This window comes from Cellulosimicrobium funkei, from assembly GCF_004519295.1.
GTDB lineage: Bacteria > Actinomycetota > Actinomycetes > Actinomycetales > Cellulomonadaceae > Cellulosimicrobium > Cellulosimicrobium funkei.
This window is the reverse complement of record NZ_SOZH01000004.1, coordinates 264,274-281,723: the sequence shown is the minus strand read 5'-3', so window position 1 is coordinate 281,723 and position 17,450 is coordinate 264,274. Positions and strand designations below refer to the sequence as shown.

The 17,450-nt window shown below is 75.5% G+C and carries 19 protein-coding genes; 9 read left to right on the top strand and 10 right to left on the bottom strand.

The window, feature by feature from the left end; genetic code table 11:
• Positions 1 to 181: 181 nt before the first annotated feature.
• Genes E1O70_RS07180 through E1O70_RS07165 form a run of 4 tightly spaced genes read right to left on the bottom strand, consistent with a single transcriptional unit; the run spans position 182 to position 3,560 of the window.
• The gene (locus E1O70_RS07180) at positions 182 to 1,045 is read right to left on the bottom strand and encodes a carbohydrate kinase family protein (RefSeq protein ID WP_061267001.1); all 864 of its coding nucleotides are present in this window, start codon (positions 1,043 to 1,045) and stop codon (positions 182 to 184) included.
• Positions 1,045 to 1,710, bottom strand: a complete 666-nt coding sequence (locus E1O70_RS07175; RefSeq protein WP_061267002.1) for a pentapeptide repeat-containing protein — start codon at positions 1,708 to 1,710, stop codon at positions 1,045 to 1,047. The genes E1O70_RS07180 and E1O70_RS07175 overlap by 1 nt, the downstream gene beginning before the upstream one ends.
• Before the next feature lie 9 nt (positions 1,711 to 1,719).
• The gene (locus E1O70_RS07170) at positions 1,720 to 2,631 is read right to left on the bottom strand and encodes an NAD(P)-dependent oxidoreductase (RefSeq protein ID WP_061267003.1); all 912 of its coding nucleotides are present in this window, start codon (positions 2,629 to 2,631) and stop codon (positions 1,720 to 1,722) included.
• A complete protein-coding gene (locus E1O70_RS07165) occupies positions 2,628 to 3,560 on the bottom strand; it encodes an NAD(P)-dependent oxidoreductase (protein WP_061267004.1) in 933 nt (310 codons plus the stop codon). The genes E1O70_RS07170 and E1O70_RS07165 overlap by 4 nt, the downstream gene beginning before the upstream one ends.
• A 191-nt stretch (positions 3,561 to 3,751) precedes the next feature.
• On the opposite strand from E1O70_RS07165, the gene E1O70_RS07160 reads away from it, so the two are divergent.
• On the top strand, positions 3,752 to 4,153 hold the full coding sequence (locus E1O70_RS07160; protein ID WP_082774275.1) for a winged helix-turn-helix transcriptional regulator: 402 nt from the start codon (positions 3,752 to 3,754) through the stop codon (positions 4,151 to 4,153).
• 9 nt (positions 4,154 to 4,162) lie between these two features.
• Here the strand turns inward: E1O70_RS07160 and E1O70_RS07155 are convergent, their stop codons facing one another.
• Positions 4,163 to 5,494: an MFS transporter gene (locus tag E1O70_RS07155; protein ID WP_061267005.1), complete on the bottom strand. Its 1,332-nt coding sequence runs from the start codon at positions 5,492 to 5,494 to the stop codon at positions 4,163 to 4,165.
• A gap of 215 nt (positions 5,495 to 5,709) precedes the next feature.
• Between E1O70_RS07155 and E1O70_RS07150 the strand changes: the two genes are divergently transcribed.
• Together E1O70_RS07150 and E1O70_RS07145 are read left to right on the top strand one after the other, a co-directional pair.
• Positions 5,710 to 6,282 carry a SigE family RNA polymerase sigma factor gene (locus E1O70_RS07150; RefSeq protein WP_061267006.1) on the top strand — a complete coding sequence of 191 codons (573 nt, stop codon included), beginning with the start codon at positions 5,710 to 5,712 and terminating at the stop codon, positions 6,280 to 6,282.
• A complete protein-coding gene (locus E1O70_RS07145) occupies positions 6,279 to 7,643 on the top strand; it encodes a hypothetical protein (RefSeq protein WP_061267007.1) in 1,365 nt (454 codons plus the stop codon). The genes E1O70_RS07150 and E1O70_RS07145 overlap by 4 nt, the downstream gene beginning before the upstream one ends.
• 10 nt (positions 7,644 to 7,653) lie before the next feature.
• Here the strand turns inward: E1O70_RS07145 and E1O70_RS07140 are convergent, their stop codons facing one another.
• On the bottom strand, positions 7,654 to 8,607 hold the full coding sequence (locus E1O70_RS07140; RefSeq protein ID WP_081600354.1) for a sugar phosphate isomerase/epimerase family protein: 954 nt from the start codon (positions 8,605 to 8,607) through the stop codon (positions 7,654 to 7,656).
• A 154-nt stretch (positions 8,608 to 8,761) separates the two neighbouring features.
• Between E1O70_RS07140 and E1O70_RS07135 the strand changes: the two genes are divergently transcribed.
• Entirely contained in the window at positions 8,762 to 9,031 is a 270-nt protein-coding gene (locus E1O70_RS07135; protein ID WP_061267008.1) for an HPr family phosphocarrier protein, read from the top strand.
• Positions 9,032 to 9,075: 44 nt separating this feature from the next.
• Here the strand turns inward: E1O70_RS07135 and ptsP are convergent, their stop codons facing one another.
• Entirely contained in the window at positions 9,076 to 10,755 is a 1,680-nt protein-coding gene (gene ptsP / locus E1O70_RS07130) for a phosphoenolpyruvate--protein phosphotransferase (protein ID WP_128957669.1), read from the bottom strand.
• Between the two features lie 50 nt (positions 10,756 to 10,805).
• Positions 10,806 to 12,203: a PTS transporter subunit EIIC gene (locus E1O70_RS07125; RefSeq protein ID WP_082774278.1), complete on the bottom strand. Its 1,398-nt coding sequence runs from the start codon at positions 12,201 to 12,203 to the stop codon at positions 10,806 to 10,808.
• A gap of 360 nt (positions 12,204 to 12,563) precedes the next feature.
• On the opposite strand from E1O70_RS07125, the gene E1O70_RS07120 reads away from it, so the two are divergent.
• The 4 genes from E1O70_RS07120 (at position 12,564) to E1O70_RS07105 (ending at position 14,485) form a co-directional block, all read left to right on the top strand.
• Entirely contained in the window at positions 12,564 to 13,421 is an 858-nt protein-coding gene (locus tag E1O70_RS07120) for a GntR family transcriptional regulator (protein ID WP_061267009.1), read from the top strand.
• On the top strand, positions 13,418 to 13,663 hold the full coding sequence (locus E1O70_RS07115; protein ID WP_021482555.1) for a PTS sugar transporter subunit IIB: 246 nt from the start codon (positions 13,418 to 13,420) through the stop codon (positions 13,661 to 13,663). The genes E1O70_RS07120 and E1O70_RS07115 overlap by 4 nt, the downstream gene beginning before the upstream one ends.
• 127 nt (positions 13,664 to 13,790) lie before the next feature.
• Positions 13,791 to 14,021: a PTS sugar transporter subunit IIB gene (locus tag E1O70_RS07110; protein ID WP_061267010.1), complete on the top strand. Its 231-nt coding sequence runs from the start codon at positions 13,791 to 13,793 to the stop codon at positions 14,019 to 14,021.
• A complete protein-coding gene (locus E1O70_RS07105) occupies positions 14,021 to 14,485 on the top strand; it encodes a PTS sugar transporter subunit IIA (protein ID WP_061267011.1) in 465 nt (154 codons plus the stop codon). The genes E1O70_RS07110 and E1O70_RS07105 overlap by 1 nt, the downstream gene beginning before the upstream one ends.
• A gap of 54 nt (positions 14,486 to 14,539) precedes the next feature.
• On the opposite strand, the gene E1O70_RS07100 is transcribed toward E1O70_RS07105, so the two are convergent.
• Positions 14,540 to 14,965 (bottom strand): RidA family protein, encoded by a 426-nt coding sequence (locus E1O70_RS07100; protein WP_240696632.1) that lies wholly within the window; start codon positions 14,963 to 14,965, stop codon positions 14,540 to 14,542.
• A 43-nt stretch (positions 14,966 to 15,008) separates the two neighbouring features.
• On the opposite strand from E1O70_RS07100, the gene E1O70_RS07095 reads away from it, so the two are divergent.
• Positions 15,009 to 15,431 carry a winged helix-turn-helix transcriptional regulator gene (locus E1O70_RS07095; RefSeq protein ID WP_061267013.1) on the top strand — a complete coding sequence of 141 codons (423 nt, stop codon included), beginning with the start codon at positions 15,009 to 15,011 and terminating at the stop codon, positions 15,429 to 15,431.
• On the opposite strand, the gene E1O70_RS20400 is transcribed toward E1O70_RS07095, so the two are convergent.
• Positions 15,409 to 17,433, bottom strand: a complete 2,025-nt coding sequence (locus tag E1O70_RS20400) for an NHL domain-containing thioredoxin family protein (protein WP_061267014.1) — start codon at positions 17,431 to 17,433, stop codon at positions 15,409 to 15,411. The two genes, E1O70_RS07095 and E1O70_RS20400, sit on opposite strands and share 23 nt — an antisense overlap.
• Between the last annotated feature and the right edge of the window lie 17 nt (positions 17,434 to 17,450).

Here is a 17,450-nt window from a genome sequence, read left to right as displayed (position 1 = left end):
CCCTTGCACCCGACCGCCGACCACGCGCCCGACGCCCGCCCGAGCACGGGGTTACCGACCGGAACCCGCCCGATCCGGTCGCCGACCCCGTGCTCGCCGGGTGGGCGGGGGCGGGGCGTGGGCGGCGGGCCGGGGTCGGCGCCGGGGCGGGGCAGGCGAGGGGTCGGGTCGTCAGGACTGGTCAGGCCGGGGCGAGGTCCGGGCTCTGCACGACGAGGGCGGCGTGCCGGGCGCCCGCCCGCATCGCCTCCTCGACGCCTGCACCGCGCAGGTGCGCGTCGAGGAACCCGGCGAAGAAGCCGTCGCCGGCGCCGTTCGTGTCGACGACGTGCGGCACGGGCTGTGCCGGGACCTCGACGAAGCCGCCCTCCGGCGTGAGCGCGACCGCGCCGCGCGAGCCGTGCGTGCAGACCACCAGGCGCGCGCCCGCCGCGACCCGGGCGGCCATGAAACCGCGCCAGTCGTCGAGCCGGTCCCCGCTGAGGAACACGTGCGTGCCCGCGTCGACCCAGGGCCGGTGGAAGGCGGACTCGCCGTCGTAGTCGTGCAGGTCGACCCAGACGTCGCGGCCTCGGGCCACCGCGAGGTCGAGCACCGGGAGGGCGGGCAGTGCCAGGTCGACGACGACGGCCCGCGCCACGTCGAGCGCGGCGACCGTGGCGTCCCACGCCTCGCCCTGGGCCGGGACCTCGCCCGGTGCGCGCAGGTAGACCGAGACGCGGCCGCCGCCGTCGTCCATGAGGTTGAGGTGGCTCTCGGTGCGGCCGTCGGGCGAGGGCTCCGCGAGCACCCGCACGCCCGCGCTCTCGAGAAGGGACCGGACGCGCGCGCCGTCGTCGTCCGCCCCGAGCACGGTGCGCAGGAGCACCGACCGGCCGAGGCGCGCGAGGTTGAGCGCCTTGCCCGCGGACGTGCCGCCGACCGTGTGCCGGTGCGACCGCGCGAACACGGTGTGGGGCGTGGGAGCGGGCAGCTCGTCGAGCTGGACGAGGAGGTTCCACGACGCCGGCCCGGCCACGAGGACCTCGGCCTGCGGGGCCGCCATCAGTCCGTCACCGTGATGCCGAGGCTGTGGGCGAACGTCGCGGCCAGGCGGGCGAGCTGCATCGAGTCGATGGTCGAGCCGCGCAGCGACTCGATGCCGCCGAGCTCGTCGATCTCGGCACCGCGCAGGTCCACGTGGGCGAGCGTGGCGCCCTGCACGTCGAGCCGGCGCACGCGCGTGCCCTCGAACGCGACGCGCAGCGCGTCGGACGCGACGAGGTCGAGCTCGTCGATCGTGCAGTCGGTGAACACCACGTCGCGCAGCGACGCGCCGCGCAGGTTGACGAACCCGAGCTTGCACCCGACGAACCGCACCCCGGCCCACGACGACTCGTAGAGCTCGGCGGACCCGAGGCGCGCGCCCCGCACCTCGACCTCGCGCCACCGGCCGCGCGTCCCGCGCACCACCGGGACGTCGAGGCGCCCCAGCACGACCTCCGTGAGCCTCACCGCCCCCAGGTCGGCCTCGTCGGCGCGCACCTGGTCGAGCCGCGTGGAGAACACGGTCGCGCCGTGCAGGTCGAGCCGGTCGAGACGGAGGTCCGTGATCTCGAACCCCTCGAGGTCGGCCTCCGCCTCGAGGTCGTAGGCGTCACCGGGCTGGAGGTCGTCCAGGACGACCGGGTCGATCGCGGGTGGCTCGGTCGTCGGCTTCTTCGGGGGCACGCCCCGAGCCTAGGACTCTCCACCGACGCTCTGCGCCGCGGGCGTCCGCGCCTTGACGACCTCGAAGATCGCCGTCCAGCCGTCCCGCCCGTGCCCGGCGGCGAGCGTGCGCTCGTAGTGCGACAGCACGGCGCGCGGCAGCACGTCGTCGACTCCCAGCTCCTCGCTCGCTCCGAGGACGTGCGCCGCGGTCGCGCCCATCATCGTCGCGGTGCTGAGGTGGCCCGGGTGGACGCCGGTCTCGAACTCCGCGCCCGGCGGGCCGTCGCCCGCGATCATCGCGGGCGTCTCGACGAGCGTCCGCAGCGCCTCCGGGACGAAGTTCGTGGGTGCGACCCCGGCCGCCTGCGCGAGCGCGGCCGCGTGCGCGACGCCCGACAGCGCGGTGAGGAACACGTCGAGCTGCGCCTGGTACAGGAGCTGCGCGAGCCCCGGGTCATCGCCGAGGTAGCGGGGTGCGCCCAGCAGCGCGAGCGTGGTCTCGTGCGCACGGAACGCCGCCTCCGGACCGCTGTAGTACACGTACGCGTCGGCGCCCCCGACACCTGGTGGGGGCGTCATGACGCCGCCCGTGACGAGCGTCGCGCCGTGCTCGTCCGCCCACCGGGCCGCGGTGCGGGTCTCTCCGGGGGTGCCCGAGCCGAGGTTGACGACCGTCCGACCGCGCAGGACCTCCGTCGCGGCGTCCAGGACGTCGTGCATCGCGGCGTAGTCCGTCAGGCTCAGCAGGACGAGGTCGCTCGCCGCGACGGCCTGGGCCGCCGTCGTGGCGAGGACCGCGCCTTCGGCCACGAGCGCGTCGGCGCGCGCCGGCGTCCGGTTCCACACGGTGACGGGGTGGCCCGCGGCGAGCAGCGTGCGGACCATCGCCTGGCCCATCGGGCCCAGGCCGATCAGGGTGACGGGGGCGGGTGTGCTCATCGTGCTCCTCCTGCGAGGGCGGTGCCGACGGGGGTGCGGACCGGTTCTCGGAGGCTCTCGACGGCGCGCGCGAAGCCGTCGGCACCGTGGCCTGCCTCGATCTGACGGCGGACCAGCGCCTGGACGGCCGCGACGACGTCGGTCGCGAGCCCGGCCTCCGCGCTCGCCCGGACCATGTCGGACAGGTCCGAGAACTCGAGGCTCTGCTGGCCGGGGCCCGCGTAGTCACGGCGGTCGATGACGTCGGCGTAGCCGGCGAGCTCCGACGTCATCGCCGCGATCCAGGGCGCGGCACGGCGTGCGAAGTCGCGCGCGCTCACACCCGCCGTCCCCACCATCGCGACGCCGTGGAAGAAGCCCGCGAACATCGCGTACATGCCCGCGAGCAGCGCCAGGTCGTAGAGCGGCGCGAGGCCCGGGTCCTCGCCGAACCACGTGCTCGCGCCCCACGTGTCGAGCACGGGGCGGGAGTCGTCGAACGCCGCGCGCGACCCGCTGTACAGGATCTCGGCCCCCGCCCCGCCGATCATGCCGGGGACGGCCATGATGCCGCCGTCCAGGTAGGCCGCCCCGTGGGAGCCCGCCCACGCGGCGAGCTCGCGCGACTCCTCGGGCGTCGTCGTCACGAGGTTGACGAGCGTCCGGCCCGCGAGCTCCTCCGCCACCGGGTCCAGCGTCTGGTGCACCGACGCGTGGTCGAGGAGGACCGCGACGACGAGCGGCGAGGCGGTGACGGCGTCGCGCACCGACGCCGCCTCGCGCGCGCCGGCCGCGACGAGCACGTCCGCACGTCCGGGCGTGCGGTTCCACACCGTGGTGGGGTGACCGACGGCGACGGTCCCGGCGGCGAGGGCGCGGCCCATCGCCCCGAGGCCGAGCACGGTGACGGGCCGCGTGGCGGCTGCTGGGGCGGGTGACTGGTCGGGCATCGTTCCTCCGGGTCGGGTCGGGTCGTGGGTCCTGGGGCGGCCGGCGGCGCGGCGTGCCCTCGCGGTCCACCCTCCCCGGCGTGCGGTCCCCCGGGAAGAACGCACTTCGAGGTGGGGTTCTCACCTCTGGGTGAGCGTGCAGGTCAGGGCGTCCCCCGGAACGGAACGGGTCTGCGACGAAGGAGCGAACGATGACGACGACGGTCCGCACCTCCCCCGGCACGGGGACGCCCACCGGCACGTCCACCGGCACCGCGCGGCGCGGGCCCTACGTCTGCGGGCTCGACGCCGCGATGGACGTCGTGAGCGGGAAGTGGAAGTCGCTCATCCTCTGGGAGCTCGAGGACCACGGCGTGCGCCGGTACGCCGCGCTCAAGCGCAGCCTGCCCGGGGTGAGCGACAAGGTGCTCGCGCAGCAGCTCCGCGAGATGGAGGCGGACGGCTTGCTCGTGCGCGAGGTGTTCCCGGAGGTGCCGCCGCGCGTCGAGTACTCCCTCACCGAGCACGGCAGCACGCTCAACGCGGCGCTCGAGTCCCTCGGGGACTGGGGTCGTGACCGCATCGAGCGGATCGGCGCCGCACGCCTCGGCTGAGCCGGGGCCTCAGGGCTCCGGGTGCAGGGCGTCGTAGCGCCAGAACCGGCGCTGGGCCCGCACGACGAGCCACAGCACGACGACGCACGCGACACCGCCCGCGACGGCGGCCCACGCCTCCCCCACCCAGGTGGCCTGCGCGCCGAGGACGAGCTCGCCGAGGCGGGGCCCGCCCGCGACGACGACGATGAACACGCCCTGGAGGCGGCCGCGCATGTCGTCGGGCGTCGCGGTCTGGAGGATCGTCTGGCGGAACACCGCGCTCACGGCGTCGGACGCGCCCGCGAGCGCCAGCGCGACGCTCGCCGCGACGACGCCGCCCACGAGGACGGTCGTCGGGGTGGTCGCGCCCACGCCGAGGAGCACGACGCCGAACAGCACGATCGACAGCCCGTAGGCCGTGATCGCCCACACGATGACGCGGCCCTGCCACCGCACGCGCGACAGGCCCCCGGAGAACACGCCCGCGAGCACCGCCCCGACGGCGAACGCCGCGGTGAGGACGCCCGTCGTCGCCTCGCCGCCCCCGAGGAACACGACCCCGGCGGCGGGCAGGAGCACGCGCGGCGAGGCGAGCACCATCGCGGCGAGGTCGACGAGGAACGTCGTGCGGACGTTGGGCTGGGTCGCGAGGTACCGCAGGCCGTCGACGACGGACCGCCACCCCACGACGCGGCGCCGGCGCCCCGCGGGGGCGGCGGCGACCGCGGCCGGGGCGCCGGGCCCGGCGGGCAGAGGCGGGATGTCGGGGAGCCGCCACACGGCCCACAGCGCGGCCGTGAACAGGACGGCGTCGATCGTGTACGCGACCTGGTAGCCCCACAGCGCGACGAGGAGCGCGCCGCCCAGCGGGCCGACGGTGAGCGCGACGTTCCACGCGATCGTCTGGAGCGCGTTCGCCGCGGGCAGGAGCCGCGGCTCGACGAGGCGCGGGATGATCGCGGAGCGCGCCGGGTTGTTGATCGCGAACGCCGCGGACTGCGCCGCGACGAGCGCGTAGAGCACCCCGACCGAGTTCAGGTGCAGCCACGCCTGGACGGCGATGAGCGCGGTGACCACCCACAGCGCCGTCGAGGCCGCGAGCGCGACCTTGCGGCGGTCGTACGCGTCGACGAGCGCGCCGCCGTAGAGCCCGAGCACCACCAGCGGGACGAGCGCGCAGAGGCCGAGCACGCCGACCGCGAGCGACGAGCCCGTGAGCGCGTACACCTGCAGGCCGACGGCGACGACCGTGAGCTGCGAGCCGAGGTTGGAGATGCCGAGCCCCCACCACAGGCGGCGGAACGGCGGGGAGATGCGCAGCGGGGTCGTGTCGGCGAGAAGACCGTTGACTCGAGCCACGACCGCCGAGCCTACGTCAGCCCGCAGGCCGCGCGGGCAGACCGGCCGCGCGGGCCGGCCGGGCGCGGGACGCCCGGGAGTCGACGGTGGCATCCTGGGCGATCCCTGCGAGCTCCCGGAGAAAGGTGGAACCCGTGGCACCCTCCGCTGCGTCTAGCAGTCGTGAGGAACCGACGTCGGCCGAGGCGCCGACCGCAGCAGGGGGGCGGTCGGCCATGACGGACGTCACGACCGAGCGGTGGGGCGGCGCGCCCGAGGTGCAGGTCGTGCGCGTCGGCCTGACCGCCGAGGAGCGCTTCACCGAGTTCGCCCGGACGAGCTCCGCCGACCTGTACCGGTACGCGTACCTGCTGTGCGGGGACGCGCACCGGGCGCACGACCTGGTGCAGCTCGCGCTCGAACGGACGTTCCGCGCGTGGACGCGCGTGGGCGACGGGCAGCCGTTCGCCTACGCGCGCCGCGTCGTGGTGACGGCTCGCATCGACTCGTGGCGGCGCACCCGGAGGGAGGTCTCCGTGGAGCACGACACCCTCGTGGGTCTCGACGTCCCGGCGACGGGCGACTCGTCCGGGATCGAGGACCGGGACCGGGTCGTGCGGGCCCTGCTCGCCCTCCCCGTCAAGCAGCGGCGGGTCGTCCTGCTGCGCTACGTCCTCGACCGGTCCGAGGCCGAGACCGCCGCAGAGCTCGGGATCGCGGTCGGCACCGTGAAGTCGACCGGGTCCCGGGCCCTGGCCCGCCTGCGCACCCTGATCGCACCCGAGCACGGGACGGAGACCGAGCGATGAGCACGACGCCGGAACGCAGGACCCCGGACGACGAGGACCTCGTGGAGCGGGTGCGCGCCGCGCAGACCGCCGTCGAGGTGCCGCCCACGCTGGACCCGGACTCTCTGGCGCGCCGCGCGGTCCGGCGCGTGCGGGCACGACGGCGCGTGGTCGCCGCGAGCGGGTCGGCCGTCGCCGTGGCGGCGCTGGTCGCGGTCGCGGCGCTCCTCCCCGGGGCCCTGTCCCGCGGGTCGGCGCCGCCGCCCGCGCTCGCGGCGGCCCCCGCGCGGACCACCGCACCGGCGTCGGAGGGAGCGGCCCCCGCTCCCGCGGCGCCACCGCAGGAGCCCGCACGCTACCTGCCGGTGGGCGACGGCGAGCTGCCGGAGCTGCCGGGTGTCGAGCACGGCGTCGTCGGCACGCACCACGGGGACTACACCGTGCAGGGCGGGCTCACGTACACGCTGCCCCCCGGGGGGTGGGAGGTCGAGGGCGAGGCGTCCGGCGAGCCCGCGTCGGTCCGCTGGAAGGGCCCGGAGCACTGGGCCCCTCCGGGGTCGGAGATCCCCGCGGACGCGGTCCCGCCGCCCATGGTCGACTCCGGCGCCACGGTGAGCATCGACGTCGACCCCGGGGCCGCGTCGTGGGTCGTGCCGGCCCGGGACTCCGGGGCCTGGACGGTCGAGGTCCCCGGCTCGGACTTCGTCGTGGTGACGCGGGGCCCGGCCGACGACCCGGACCTCGCCCGCTGGGAGGCCCGGGTCCGGTACGGCGGAACGGGCTGGACGATCCGCCTCGACTTCACGGACGACGCCGTGGGCGACGAGCTCGCCCGCGACTTCCTCGGCAACCTGTGGTTCGCGGCCGAGGGCGCGCCGGAGTGGTTCAGCCCGACGTACACGTACCCGGAGATCGGCCCGCTCACCACGGGCACGCCCGCCGGGTGGCAGACGGCCACGACGGGCACCCTCTCCTACGCCGTGCCGCCGGGCTGGACCGTCGCCGACGTCGAGGGCAACTACGGTCCCGGCGTGGAGTGGACGGGCCCGTTCGCCACGAACCCCGGGCCTGTCCAGGACGGCACGTCCCCCGACGTGCACTGGAACATGTTCGTCCAGCGAGGCGGCTCCGGGGCGCGCGCGTTCGACTACTCCGGCGAGGGGTGGCACGGGCAGCGGATCGAGGTCCCGGGCGCCGACTTCGCCGAGGTGCTCCTGCACCAGGGGCCGTTCTGGGCGGACGACCGGATCTCGGCGCTCAGCGCGGACGTCCGGGTCCACGGCGCGGACGGCGGAGAGAACCTCATGCTGATGATCTCGCTGCCCGGTGACGACGCGGGGCTCGAGACGCTGCGCGGGATCCTCGGCTCGCTACGGTTCTGACGCTCCGCCGTCAGCCGGTGCCGGCGCTGCCCGCGGCGTCCTCCGCCGCCGCTATCTCGCGCGCCTCCGCCTCGCCCCACGCGTCGACGTGGCGGTGCGGAGGTCCGGGCGGTGGCGAGTACCCGGGGTGCGGCCCGGGCGTGAGGTAGGTGCGCGCGAAGAACAGGGAGGCGGCGAGGTCCTCGCGCCGCTCGGCCGCGGTGCGGGCGCGCCGCGTCGAGATCTCGACGACGACGTCCCCCTCCCAGCCGCGGCGCACGAGCTCGGCGAGGACGAGGTCGCACGGCTGGTCGCCGCGCCCGGGGACGAGGTGCTCGTCCGTGATGGACGACGACCCGTCCGCGAGGTGCACGTGCGCGAGACGACCGTCGAACACGTCGAGCAGCGCGAGCGCGTCCTGCTGCGCGACGGCGGCGTGCGACAGGTCGAGCGTGACGTGCTCGTAGCCGTGCTCGGACGGGTCCCAGCCGGGCAGGTACGCCTGCATCTCGCGCTTGCGGCTGCGCCACGGGTACATGTTCTCGACCGCGATGGTGACGCCCTCGGTCTCGTCGAGCTCGCCGACGAGGTCCTCGAACTCGCGCGCGTACCGGTACTGCCAGCGGAACGGCGGGTGCACGACGACGGTGCTCGCCCCGACCTCCTGCGCCAGCTCGACGCTGCGCCGCAGCTTGGGGCCGGGCGACCGTCCCCACACGCGCTGGCTCACGAGGAGCGTGGGCGCGTGGATGCTGCGGATCGGCACGTCGTGCTCGGCGGAGAGCCGGCGCAGCGCCGCGGCGTCCTGCGTCGTCTCGTCGGACCACACCATGACCTCGACGCCGTCGTACCCGAGGTCGGCCGCCGCCTCGAAGGCGTACTGGGCCTTGCGCGGGTAGACGCTCGCCGTGGACAGCGTGACGTGGATGCGCGGCTGCTCCCCCGGTGACCGGGGGGCCTCTCGCGGCGTCGTCGCGTCTGACATGCCGGTCACCCTAGACCCGTCCGCTGTGGCCCACACCAGCGGACGGGCGGCGCCGACGACGCCGCGCCGCGCGAAGGGCTTCCGACCCTCCCCTTTCCGGGCCGGATCGCCTAGGATGCACTGGTCCAGACCACTTGTCTGCCGGAGGAACACCATGGACCGTGCCGTCGTCGTCGCGATCACCGAGGGCCTGCACGCCCGCCCGGCCGCGCTCTTCGTCAAGACCGCCGCCGCCCAGCCCGCGCCCGTGCGCATCGCCAAGCCCGGCGGCGACGCCGTCGAGGCGGCGAGCATCCTCGGGGTCATGACGCTCGGCGTCTCGGCCGGGGACGAGGTCGTGCTCTCCACCGACGCCGACGGCGACGAAGCGAGCGCGTCGATCGACGCGCTCGTCGCCTTCCTGGAGCAGACCGAGGTCGCCTGACGCGGTGCCCGGCCCCGCGGGCGCGGGGCCGGGCACGGCGCTCGTCACAGACCCAGCTCGTCGAGCACGGGGAGCCGGGCGCGCACTGCCGCGCGCGCGGCGTCGGGCGTGGGCTGCTGCAGCGCGAGGAACGCGAGCTCCTCGCACTCCCCCGACGTCGTGGCCGCCAGCACCGCGGCGACGTCCGGGAGCGCGCGCGGCGTCATGGACAACGACGTCACGCCGAGCCCGACGAGCACCGGGGCGAGCACCGGGTCGGCCGCCGCCTCCCCGCACACGCCGAGCGGTCGCCCGTTGAGCGCCGCCCCCGAGCCCGTGGCCCCGACGAGCGCGAGGACCGTCGGCTGCCACGCGGTGGACAGGCGCGCGAGGTCGGAGACCTCGCGGTCGGCCGCCATCGTGTACTGCGTGAGGTCGTTCGTGCCGATGCTCGCGAACGCCGCCCTGGCCAGCACCCAGCGCGCGCCGAGGGCCGCGGCCGGCACCTCGATCATCACGCCCGCCGTCGCGAGGCCGTGGTCCGCGCACAGCGCGACGAACGACTCCGCCTCGTCCGGCGTCGCGATCATCGGCGCCATGACCCACACGTCCGCCGCCTCCGCCTCCGCCGCGCGCGCGACGGCCGTGAGCTGACGGTCGAGCACCTCGGGGTGGCGGCGCGCGGTCCGCAGGCCGCGCACCCCGAGCGCGGGGTTCGGCTCGGCGTCGGGCGTGACGAACGGGAGCGGCTTGTCGGCGCCCGCGTCGAGCGTGCGCACGACGACCTTGCGGCCCGGGAACGCGGCGAGCACCTCCCGATAGGCCGCGACCTGCTCGTCGACCGTCGGCTCGACGGTCCGGCCGAGGAAGCAGACCTCGGTGCGGAACAGCCCGACGCCCTCCGCGCCCGCCTCGGCGGCGGCGCGCGCGTCCGCGCCGTCCGCGACGTTGGCGAGCAGCTCCACGCGCCGGCCGTCCGCCGTCCGCCCCGGGCCGTCGAGGCGCCGACGGGCGCGGCGCGCGCCCCGGGCCGCGACGACCGCCGCCACGTCGTGCTCCGACGGGTCGCGCTCCACCGTGCCGAGGCCGCCGTCCACGAGCACGGTCTCGCCGTCGCGCAGCGCGAGCGCGCCCTCGACCGCGACGACGGCCGGGATGCCCAGGGCGCGCGCGAGGATCGCGGTGTGCGACGTCGGCCCACCACCGCGCGTGACGACCGCGAGCACGCGCTCGGGATCGAGCTGTGCCGTGTCCGCGGGCGCGAGGTCGTCGGCCACGAGCACGAACGGGTGGCCCGGATCGGGCACGCCGGGTACGGGGAGGCCGAGCAGGGTCGCGACGATCCGGTCGCGCACGTCCCGCACGTCGCGCGCCCGCTCGGCGAGGAGGCCGCCCAGCGCCTCGAGCCGCCCGACGACGACCCCCGCCGCGTCCCACACGGCCCGGGCCGGGGTGGCCCGCTGCTCGCGCACCCGCCCGACGGCGTCGCGCGCCAGGGCGGGGTCGGCCGCCATCGCGGCGGTCACGCCCAGGACCTCCGCCGCGGTGCCCTCGGCCCGCGCTGCGCGGGCCGTGAGGTCTTCCTGGACCGTCGTCACCGCCGCGAGGACCTGCGTCACCGCGAGGTCGACGTCGGCGCCCGACGCGGCGGCGGACAGCGGAGCCGGGTCCGGCTCCGCGACCGAGCCGGGCATCCGGGCCACCGGCCCCGCCCCCCGCCCGGGGCTGACCGGCACGCCGGTCAGCCCCGGGTCGGCGGCCCGCGCCGGGGCGCGCGTCACGTCGTCGGCGAGCGTCACGCCGTGCCCCCGCCGCCGGACGCGCCCGTCCGGCTCGGGGTGCCTGCCTCCGCGGTGTCAGCGGCCGCGCGCCGCACCGACGCGGCCTCGGCCGCCGAGGCGTCCGGCCGGGCGTCGTCGGTGGTGTCCACGGCGCCCGTCGCCTGGACGGCGCCCTCCGCGTCGTCGTCCTCACGACCCGGCGTCCGCAGGTTCCAGCGGGTGATGACGAAGCGGAAGAGGACGTAGTAGAGCACCGCGTACCCGAGCCCGATGGGGATGAGAAGCAGCGGCATCTCGGCGATCCGGAAGTTCAGCAGGTAGTCGATCGCGCCCGCGGAGAAGCCGAACCCGTCGCGGATGCCGAGCGCGTTGACGAGCGCCATCGACGTGCCGGTGAGCACCGCGTGGATGACGTACAGCGGGTAGGCGACGAACACGAACGCGAACTCGAGCGGCTCGGTGACGCCCGTGACGAACGAGACGAGCGCGGCCGAGCCCATGATGCCCGCGACGACCTTGCGCTGCGCCGGCTTGGCGGTGTGGACGATCGCGAGCGCGGCGGCCGGGAGCGCGAACATCATGATGGGGAAGAACCCGGTGAGGAAGGTGCCCGCGGTGGGGTCGCCCGCGAGGAACCGGAAGATGTCGCCCTGCGCGACCGTGCCGTCGGCGGCGGTGTACTCGCCGAACTGGAACCACGGCAGCGAGTTGAGCAGGTGGTGCAGGCCGATGGGCACGAGGAGGCGGTTGAGCGTGCCGAAGACGAACGCGCCGAGGATGGTCGAGCCCGTGACGAACCCGCCGATCTGCTCGTTGATGAGCCAGTCGAACGCGGGGTAGATCAGCGCGCCCACCACGGCGATGAGCACCGAGACGCCCGCCGTGACGATCGGCACGAACCGCCGACCGCCGAAGAACGCGAGGTACTGCGGCAGCTTGATCCGGTAGTACTTCTGGTACAGGAGCGCGGCCGTCAGGCCGATGACGATGCCGCCGAGCACGCCGTAGTTGATGAGCGCCTGCGTCTCGCCCTCCGCCGCCTCGCCGAGCACGTAGGGCGAGAGCGAGTCGCTGACGCCCTTGAAGACGAGGTAGCCGATGAGGGCGGCGAGCCCCGTCGTGCCGTCCGACTTCTTCGCGTACCCGACCGCGACGCCGAGGGCGAAGATGATCGGGAGGTTGCTGAACAGCGCGTTCCCGGCGGCGCCGAGGACGTCGGCGACGGGCTGCATCCACGCGAAGGTGCCGGCGACGCCGTCGGCCCCGAGCATGTCCGGCTGGCCGAGGCGCAGCAGCAGCGCGGCGGCGGGCAGCGACGCGATGGGCAGCATGAGCGAGCGCCCGACGCGCTGGAGCTGCGCGAAGCCGGGCACCCCCCTCTTGGTCCTCGTCGGTTCGGCGACGGTCGTCATGTCCTTCTCCTCCTGGGCAGGCCTGGGGCGCAGGCGAGGTGCGTCGTGCGGCGGCTGTGGCGCGACGTCGAGCGGCGTCGTTGCCGGTTCCGGGGCGCGACGAGAAGACCTGGGGTCGTCGTGCCCGGGCTGTCGGTCCAGGTTGTCTGGACCACTTGCAGGAAGAGTGGTCTAGACCTCATGATGTGTCAACCCCCGAGGGTGACCCGGGACACACGGCAGGCCCCGCGGGGCGCGTCGCCGCAGGTCGCACCACGGCCGGGCAACGAGAATGCAGCCGTGGAGAACGCGGCACCGGAGCAGGACGGTCGGCGACGACCGGGACCAGGGACGGCACGAGGACGAGGACGCGGCACGACGATGAGCAGGTCACGATCGCAGGCGAGCGAGCACAAGTACCTCACGGTGCGCGCCTACCTCGCCGACCTCGTGGCGAGCGAGCTCTCCGTCGGCGACGCGGTGCCGTCCGAGCGCAGCCTCACCGAGAAGTTCGGCGTCTCGCGCATGACCGTGCGCCAGGCCGTCGACGCGCTCGTCACGGAGGGCGTGCTGGAGCGCGCGCAGGGGCGGGGCACCTTCGTCGCTCCGCCGCGCGCCGACTTCGAGATGCGCCTCACGACGTTCGGCGAGGAGGCACGACGGCGCGGCATGGAGCCGGGCACCGAGGTGCTGGAGGTGGGGACCGCCCCCGCGCCCGCGTCCGTCGCCGAGTCGCTCGGCCGCGCGACCGGCGACCCGATGCACCACGTCGTGCGCCTGCGCAGCGCGGACGGGTCGCCCATGAGCGTCGAGGAGGCCTGGATCCCCGTGGACCTCGCCCCCGACCTGCTCGACGACGGCGTGCCCGAGAGCCTGTACGGCGCCCTGCGCGAGCGCGGCCTCGCGCCGACGTGGGGCGAGGACACGATCACCGCGTCCGACGCCACCGTCCAGGAGCAGAAGCTGCTCGGGCTCCGCGCCTCGCGAGCCGTCATGCGCACCGTGCGACGCACGTTCGCGGGCGACTCGCCCCTCATGTACTCCCGGTCCAGCTACCGCGGCGACCGGTACAGCGTCTTCGTCCCGCTGCGCGAGGCGCGCCCGACGCTCGTGCCGCGCAGCACCACCGCCGACGACGCCGCCGCCGCGGACGGGGGCGCCGTCACCGACGACGCGCCGACCGACCAGCTCGCCCCCGTGCCGGTGCCGGCACGGGCGACCGAAGGGAACGACCGATGACACAGTCCGACGCGGAACGCGCCGCGACGATCCTCGCCGGCCTCGGCGGGGTGGGGAACATCGAGGAGATCGACCCGTGCACCACGCGGCTCCGGTCGCTCGTCAAGGACCCCGCGCTCGTCGACGCCGCGCTCCTGCGCCGCGCCGGCGCGTTCGGCGTCATGGTGAACGGGCGGGTCGTGCAGGTGGTGGTCGGCCCGCAGGTCGACACCATCGCGTCCGACCTCGCCGACCTCATGTGAGGAACCCGGCCCGCGCGCGACCCGGGCCACCGCCCTTCTCCAGCGCACCCCGCGCACCCCGACCGGCACGGCTGCCGGCCGGGCCCCCGACCCGGCCCCGGCCGGACCCCGACCACGAGGAGCACCCGTGAGCAAGGCAGAGCAGATCCTCCGAGGCCTCGGCGGCGACGCGAACGTCCTCGACCTGGAGGCGTGCATCACGCGCCTGCGCGTCGAGGTCGAGGACCCGGCGCTCGTCGACGACGCCACGCTGACCGCGGCCGGGGCGATCGCCGTCGTGCGGTCGGGCGCCGCGATCCAGGTCATCGTCGGCCCCGAGGCCGACAACATCGCCTCCGACATCGAGGACCTCCGCTGATGGCGGCGCCGCTCACGGTGCTCGTCCCCGTCACGGGCACGGTCGTGGACGTCGGCGACGTCGACGACCCCGTCTTCTCCGCCGGGCTCGTCGGCCCCGGGCTCGCGGTCGAGCCCGACGACGCGCAGGGCGGCGAGGCCGTCGCGCCCATCACGGGCACGGTCGTCAAGCTGCACCCGCACGCGTTCGTCGTCCAGCACGACGACGGCCGCGCGGTCCTCGTGCACCTCGGCATCAACACCGTCCAGCTCGGCGGCGAGGGCTTCACGACGCACGTCGCGCAGGGCGACCACGTCCAGCGCGGCACGGTGCTCGTCACGTGGGACCCGAAGGCCGTGCGCGCCGGCGGCCGCTCGGCCGTGTGCCCCGTGGTCGCGCTCGAGGCGGCGCCCGACGACGTGACCTCGCTCGCCGAGGTCGGTGCGTGGGCCGCCCACGGCGAGGAGCTGCTCACCTGGGGCTGACGCCCGGCCCGCCCTGCCGGCGCGACCCGGCGGGGCCGGGCGGGGCGCCGCGTGTCAGTCGAGCACGGCGGTCGCCTCGACCTCGACGAGCACCCCCGGCGCGAAGAGCGCCTGGACACCGATCAGCGAGGCAGGCGGGAGCGGCCGCGGCATCGCGAGCTCGTCCGAGACGCTCTCGATGCCGGCCAGGAAGTCCGCCATCGCGGTCGGCTCCCACCCGACGACGAAGAACGTGAGGCGCACGACGTCGTCGAACGTGGCACCCGCGGCCGCGAGCCCCCGGGCGGTGCTGCGGAGGGCCGCAGCGACCTGACGCGTGAGGTCGTCGCGGTCGGGGTCTCCGCCGACCTGGCCGGCGACGTGCACCTGGCGGCTCCCCGTCGCGACCGCGACGTGGTGGTAGGGGGCGGGCTGGAGCATGCCCTCGGGGGTGAGGCGCTGGACGGCCATGGGGACCTTCCTCTCGATGGGGTATCCCATGGATACTTGATCGCCCGAACGCACTTCAACGAGACGAGGTGTCGTGCCCGATACCGCCCCACCACCCGAGTCGCACCGCCTGAAGATCGGCGACGACCACCGGCGCCTGCTGAACCAGGTGCTCGACACGTGGTCCGTCCACGTCCTCGAGGCCCTCTGCGACGGCCCCGCACGGTTCAACGAGCTCCGGCGCGCGATCCCTGCCGTGACGCAGAAGTCGCTCGTGACGACGCTGCGGCGCCTCGAGCGCCACGGCATCGTCGACCGTCGCGTGGTCCGCACCCGGCCTGTCGCGGTCGAGTACCGCATCACCCCGCTCGGCAAGACGCTCCGCGAGCCCGTCGACGCGCTGCTCGCCTGGGTCGACGCGCACCGCCGCGAGGTCGAGGCGGCCCAGCGCCGGTTCGACGACGAGCTCGACGACGGCGAGCCGGACGACCTCGTCAGCCGCGCAGCGGGAGCGTGAGGGACGGGACGTCCCCCGGCTCGCCGCGGTCGACCACGCGGACCGGCACGCCCCAGTCCTGCTGCGCGAGGTGGCACGCGGGGAACACGTCCGGGTCGGGCTCGCCGTCCGGGCCGAGCGGGACGACGTCGCACGACGCTGCCCGGGCCGTCACGTGCAGCACGCCCTCCCCGACCGCGGGGTTGATGACCAGGTCGCGGCCGAGCTCGACGCCGACGCCCTCCCCGGACAGCAGGAGCTCGGGCGGCGTCGCGCTCACGCGCAGCTCCGTCGACGGGCCGAACCGGTCGTCGAGCTTCTGCCCCGGCGCCGGGACGAACGGCACGTCGAGCCACAGCGGCCCGGCCCCGATGTCGGTGACGGGGCGCTGCGTGCGGTGCGCGCCGCCGTCGAGCACCTCGCCCGCGAGCGACGCCGGGAGCGCGACGCGCGTCAGGCGGTGCGCCGCGGACTCCACGACGAGCAGGTGGACCTGCGGCTCGCCGTCCGGCCCCTCGCCCACCTGCACGACGACGCCGCTCGGCTCCGCGAGGCCCGTCGCCAGGGTCGTGACCTCGCCGGCGAGGCGGGTTCCGGAGGTGTCGTCCCCGACGCTCCCGGCGTCACCGGCCGCGGGCGCGAACCGGCGCAGCGCGCCGTCGTAGGTGTCGGCGACGACGACGCTCCCGTCGGGCAGCGTCGCGACCCCGAGCGGGTGCTGCATCAGCGCCTGCTCGGCCGGGCCGTCGCGGTGGCCGAAGTCGAACAGCCCTTGCCCGACGGCGGTCCGCACCTCCACACCTTCGCCGGTGACCGCGGTCACGCGGCGCAGCGCCGAGGTCTCGGCGTCGGCGACCCAGACGGCGCCGTCGGGTGCGACGGCCAGCCCGGACGGCTGGGCGAACCAGGCCGACGCTCCCGGCCCGTCCTCCAGACCCTCGTTCATGGTCCCGGCGAGGTGCGTCATCGAGCCCTGCTCGCCGTCGAACGCCCACAGCGTGTGGTTCCCGGCCATCGCGACGACGAACGCCGCGAGGTCCTGCGACCAGGCCACGTCCCACGGCGACGAGAGGCGCACGTCGAGCGGCGCGTACTGCCCGCCCGCCTCGGCAGGACCGTGGCCCGTGACGTCGGCGCCCCGTCCCTCCCGCAGCACGACGTTCTCGACCCCGCCGACCATGAACTGCTCGCCCGTCCCCGCGACGGTGGTCACGTGGCCGTCCTCGAGGCGGACCCCGCGCAGGACGTGGTTGGCCGTGTCCGCGACGACGACGTCGTACCCGAGCCACGGCCGGAGCTCGACCGGGACCAGGCACAGCCCGTTCGGCTCGGCGAACCGCGCGTCCTCGGGGCCGCCGTCGGCGAGCCCGCGCTCGCCGGACCCGATGCGCCGGACGAGGGTCTCGCCGTCGGGCAGGAGCTCGGCGAGCGCGTGGTGCCCGGCGTCCGCGACGAGGATGTTGCCACCGGGCAGCTCGATCGCCTTCGCGGGGAAGCGCAGCGTGCCCGACGACGGCTCGGGCGCCACGTACGGGCCGTCGCCCCGGTGCAGCGTGCCCTTCGCGTCGTGCTCCGAGACGAGCTCCTCGACGAGCGCGGCGATCGCGGACGCGTGCCCCTCCCCCGCCATCTGCGCGACGACGTAGCCCTCGGGGTCGACGACCACGAGCGTCGGCCAGGCGCGCGCCGCGTACGCGGACCAGGTGACGAGCTCCGGGTCGTCGAGCACGGGATGGTGGACCTCGTACCGCTCGACCGCGGCCGCGAGCGCCGCCGGGTCCGCCTCGTGCTCGAACTTCGGCGAGTGCACGCCGACGACGACCAGCACGTCTCGGTGCCGCTCCTCGAGCTCGCGCAGCTCGTCGAGGACGTGCAGGCAGTTGACGCAGCAGAAGGTCCAGAAGTCGACCAGGACGATCTTGCCGCGCAGGTCGGCGAGGGTCAGGTCGCGGCCGCCGGTGTTGAGCCAGCCGCGCCCGACGAGCTCGGACGCGCGGACACGGGGAAGTCGCTCGGTGGTCACGCGGCCATTCTCGCGCG

What these genes read in the sequence shown, in the direction of transcription:
- E1O70_RS07180 (WP_061267001.1), bottom strand. Translation starts at nt 1,045, where the DNA reads ATGGCGGCCCCGCAGGCCGAGGTCCTCGTGGCCGGGCCGGCGTCGTGG.
- E1O70_RS07170 (WP_061267003.1), bottom strand. Translation starts at nt 2,631, where the DNA reads ATGAGCACACCCGCCCCCGTCACCCTGATCGGCCTGGGCCCGATGGGC.
- E1O70_RS07165 (WP_061267004.1), bottom strand. Translation starts at nt 3,560, where the DNA reads ATGCCCGACCAGTCACCCGCCCCAGCAGCCGCCACGCGGCCCGTCACC.
- E1O70_RS07160 (WP_082774275.1), top strand. Translation starts at nt 3,752, where the DNA reads ATGACGACGACGGTCCGCACCTCCCCCGGCACGGGGACGCCCACCGGC.
- E1O70_RS07150 (WP_061267006.1), top strand. Translation starts at nt 5,710, where the DNA reads ATGACGGACGTCACGACCGAGCGGTGGGGCGGCGCGCCCGAGGTGCAG.
- E1O70_RS07145 (WP_061267007.1), top strand. Translation starts at nt 6,279, where the DNA reads ATGAGCACGACGCCGGAACGCAGGACCCCGGACGACGAGGACCTCGTG.
- E1O70_RS07140 (WP_081600354.1), bottom strand. Translation starts at nt 8,607, where the DNA reads ATGTCAGACGCGACGACGCCGCGAGAGGCCCCCCGGTCACCGGGGGAG.
- E1O70_RS07135 (WP_061267008.1), top strand. Translation starts at nt 8,762, where the DNA reads ATGGACCGTGCCGTCGTCGTCGCGATCACCGAGGGCCTGCACGCCCGC.
- E1O70_RS07125 (WP_082774278.1), bottom strand. Translation starts at nt 12,203, where the DNA reads ATGACGACCGTCGCCGAACCGACGAGGACCAAGAGGGGGGTGCCCGGC.
- E1O70_RS07120 (WP_061267009.1), top strand. Translation starts at nt 12,564, where the DNA reads ATGAGCAGGTCACGATCGCAGGCGAGCGAGCACAAGTACCTCACGGTG.
- E1O70_RS07115 (WP_021482555.1), top strand. Translation starts at nt 13,418, where the DNA reads ATGACACAGTCCGACGCGGAACGCGCCGCGACGATCCTCGCCGGCCTC.
- E1O70_RS07105 (WP_061267011.1), top strand. Translation starts at nt 14,021, where the DNA reads ATGGCGGCGCCGCTCACGGTGCTCGTCCCCGTCACGGGCACGGTCGTG.
- E1O70_RS07100 (WP_240696632.1), bottom strand. Translation starts at nt 14,965, where the DNA reads ATGGGATACCCCATCGAGAGGAAGGTCCCCATGGCCGTCCAGCGCCTC.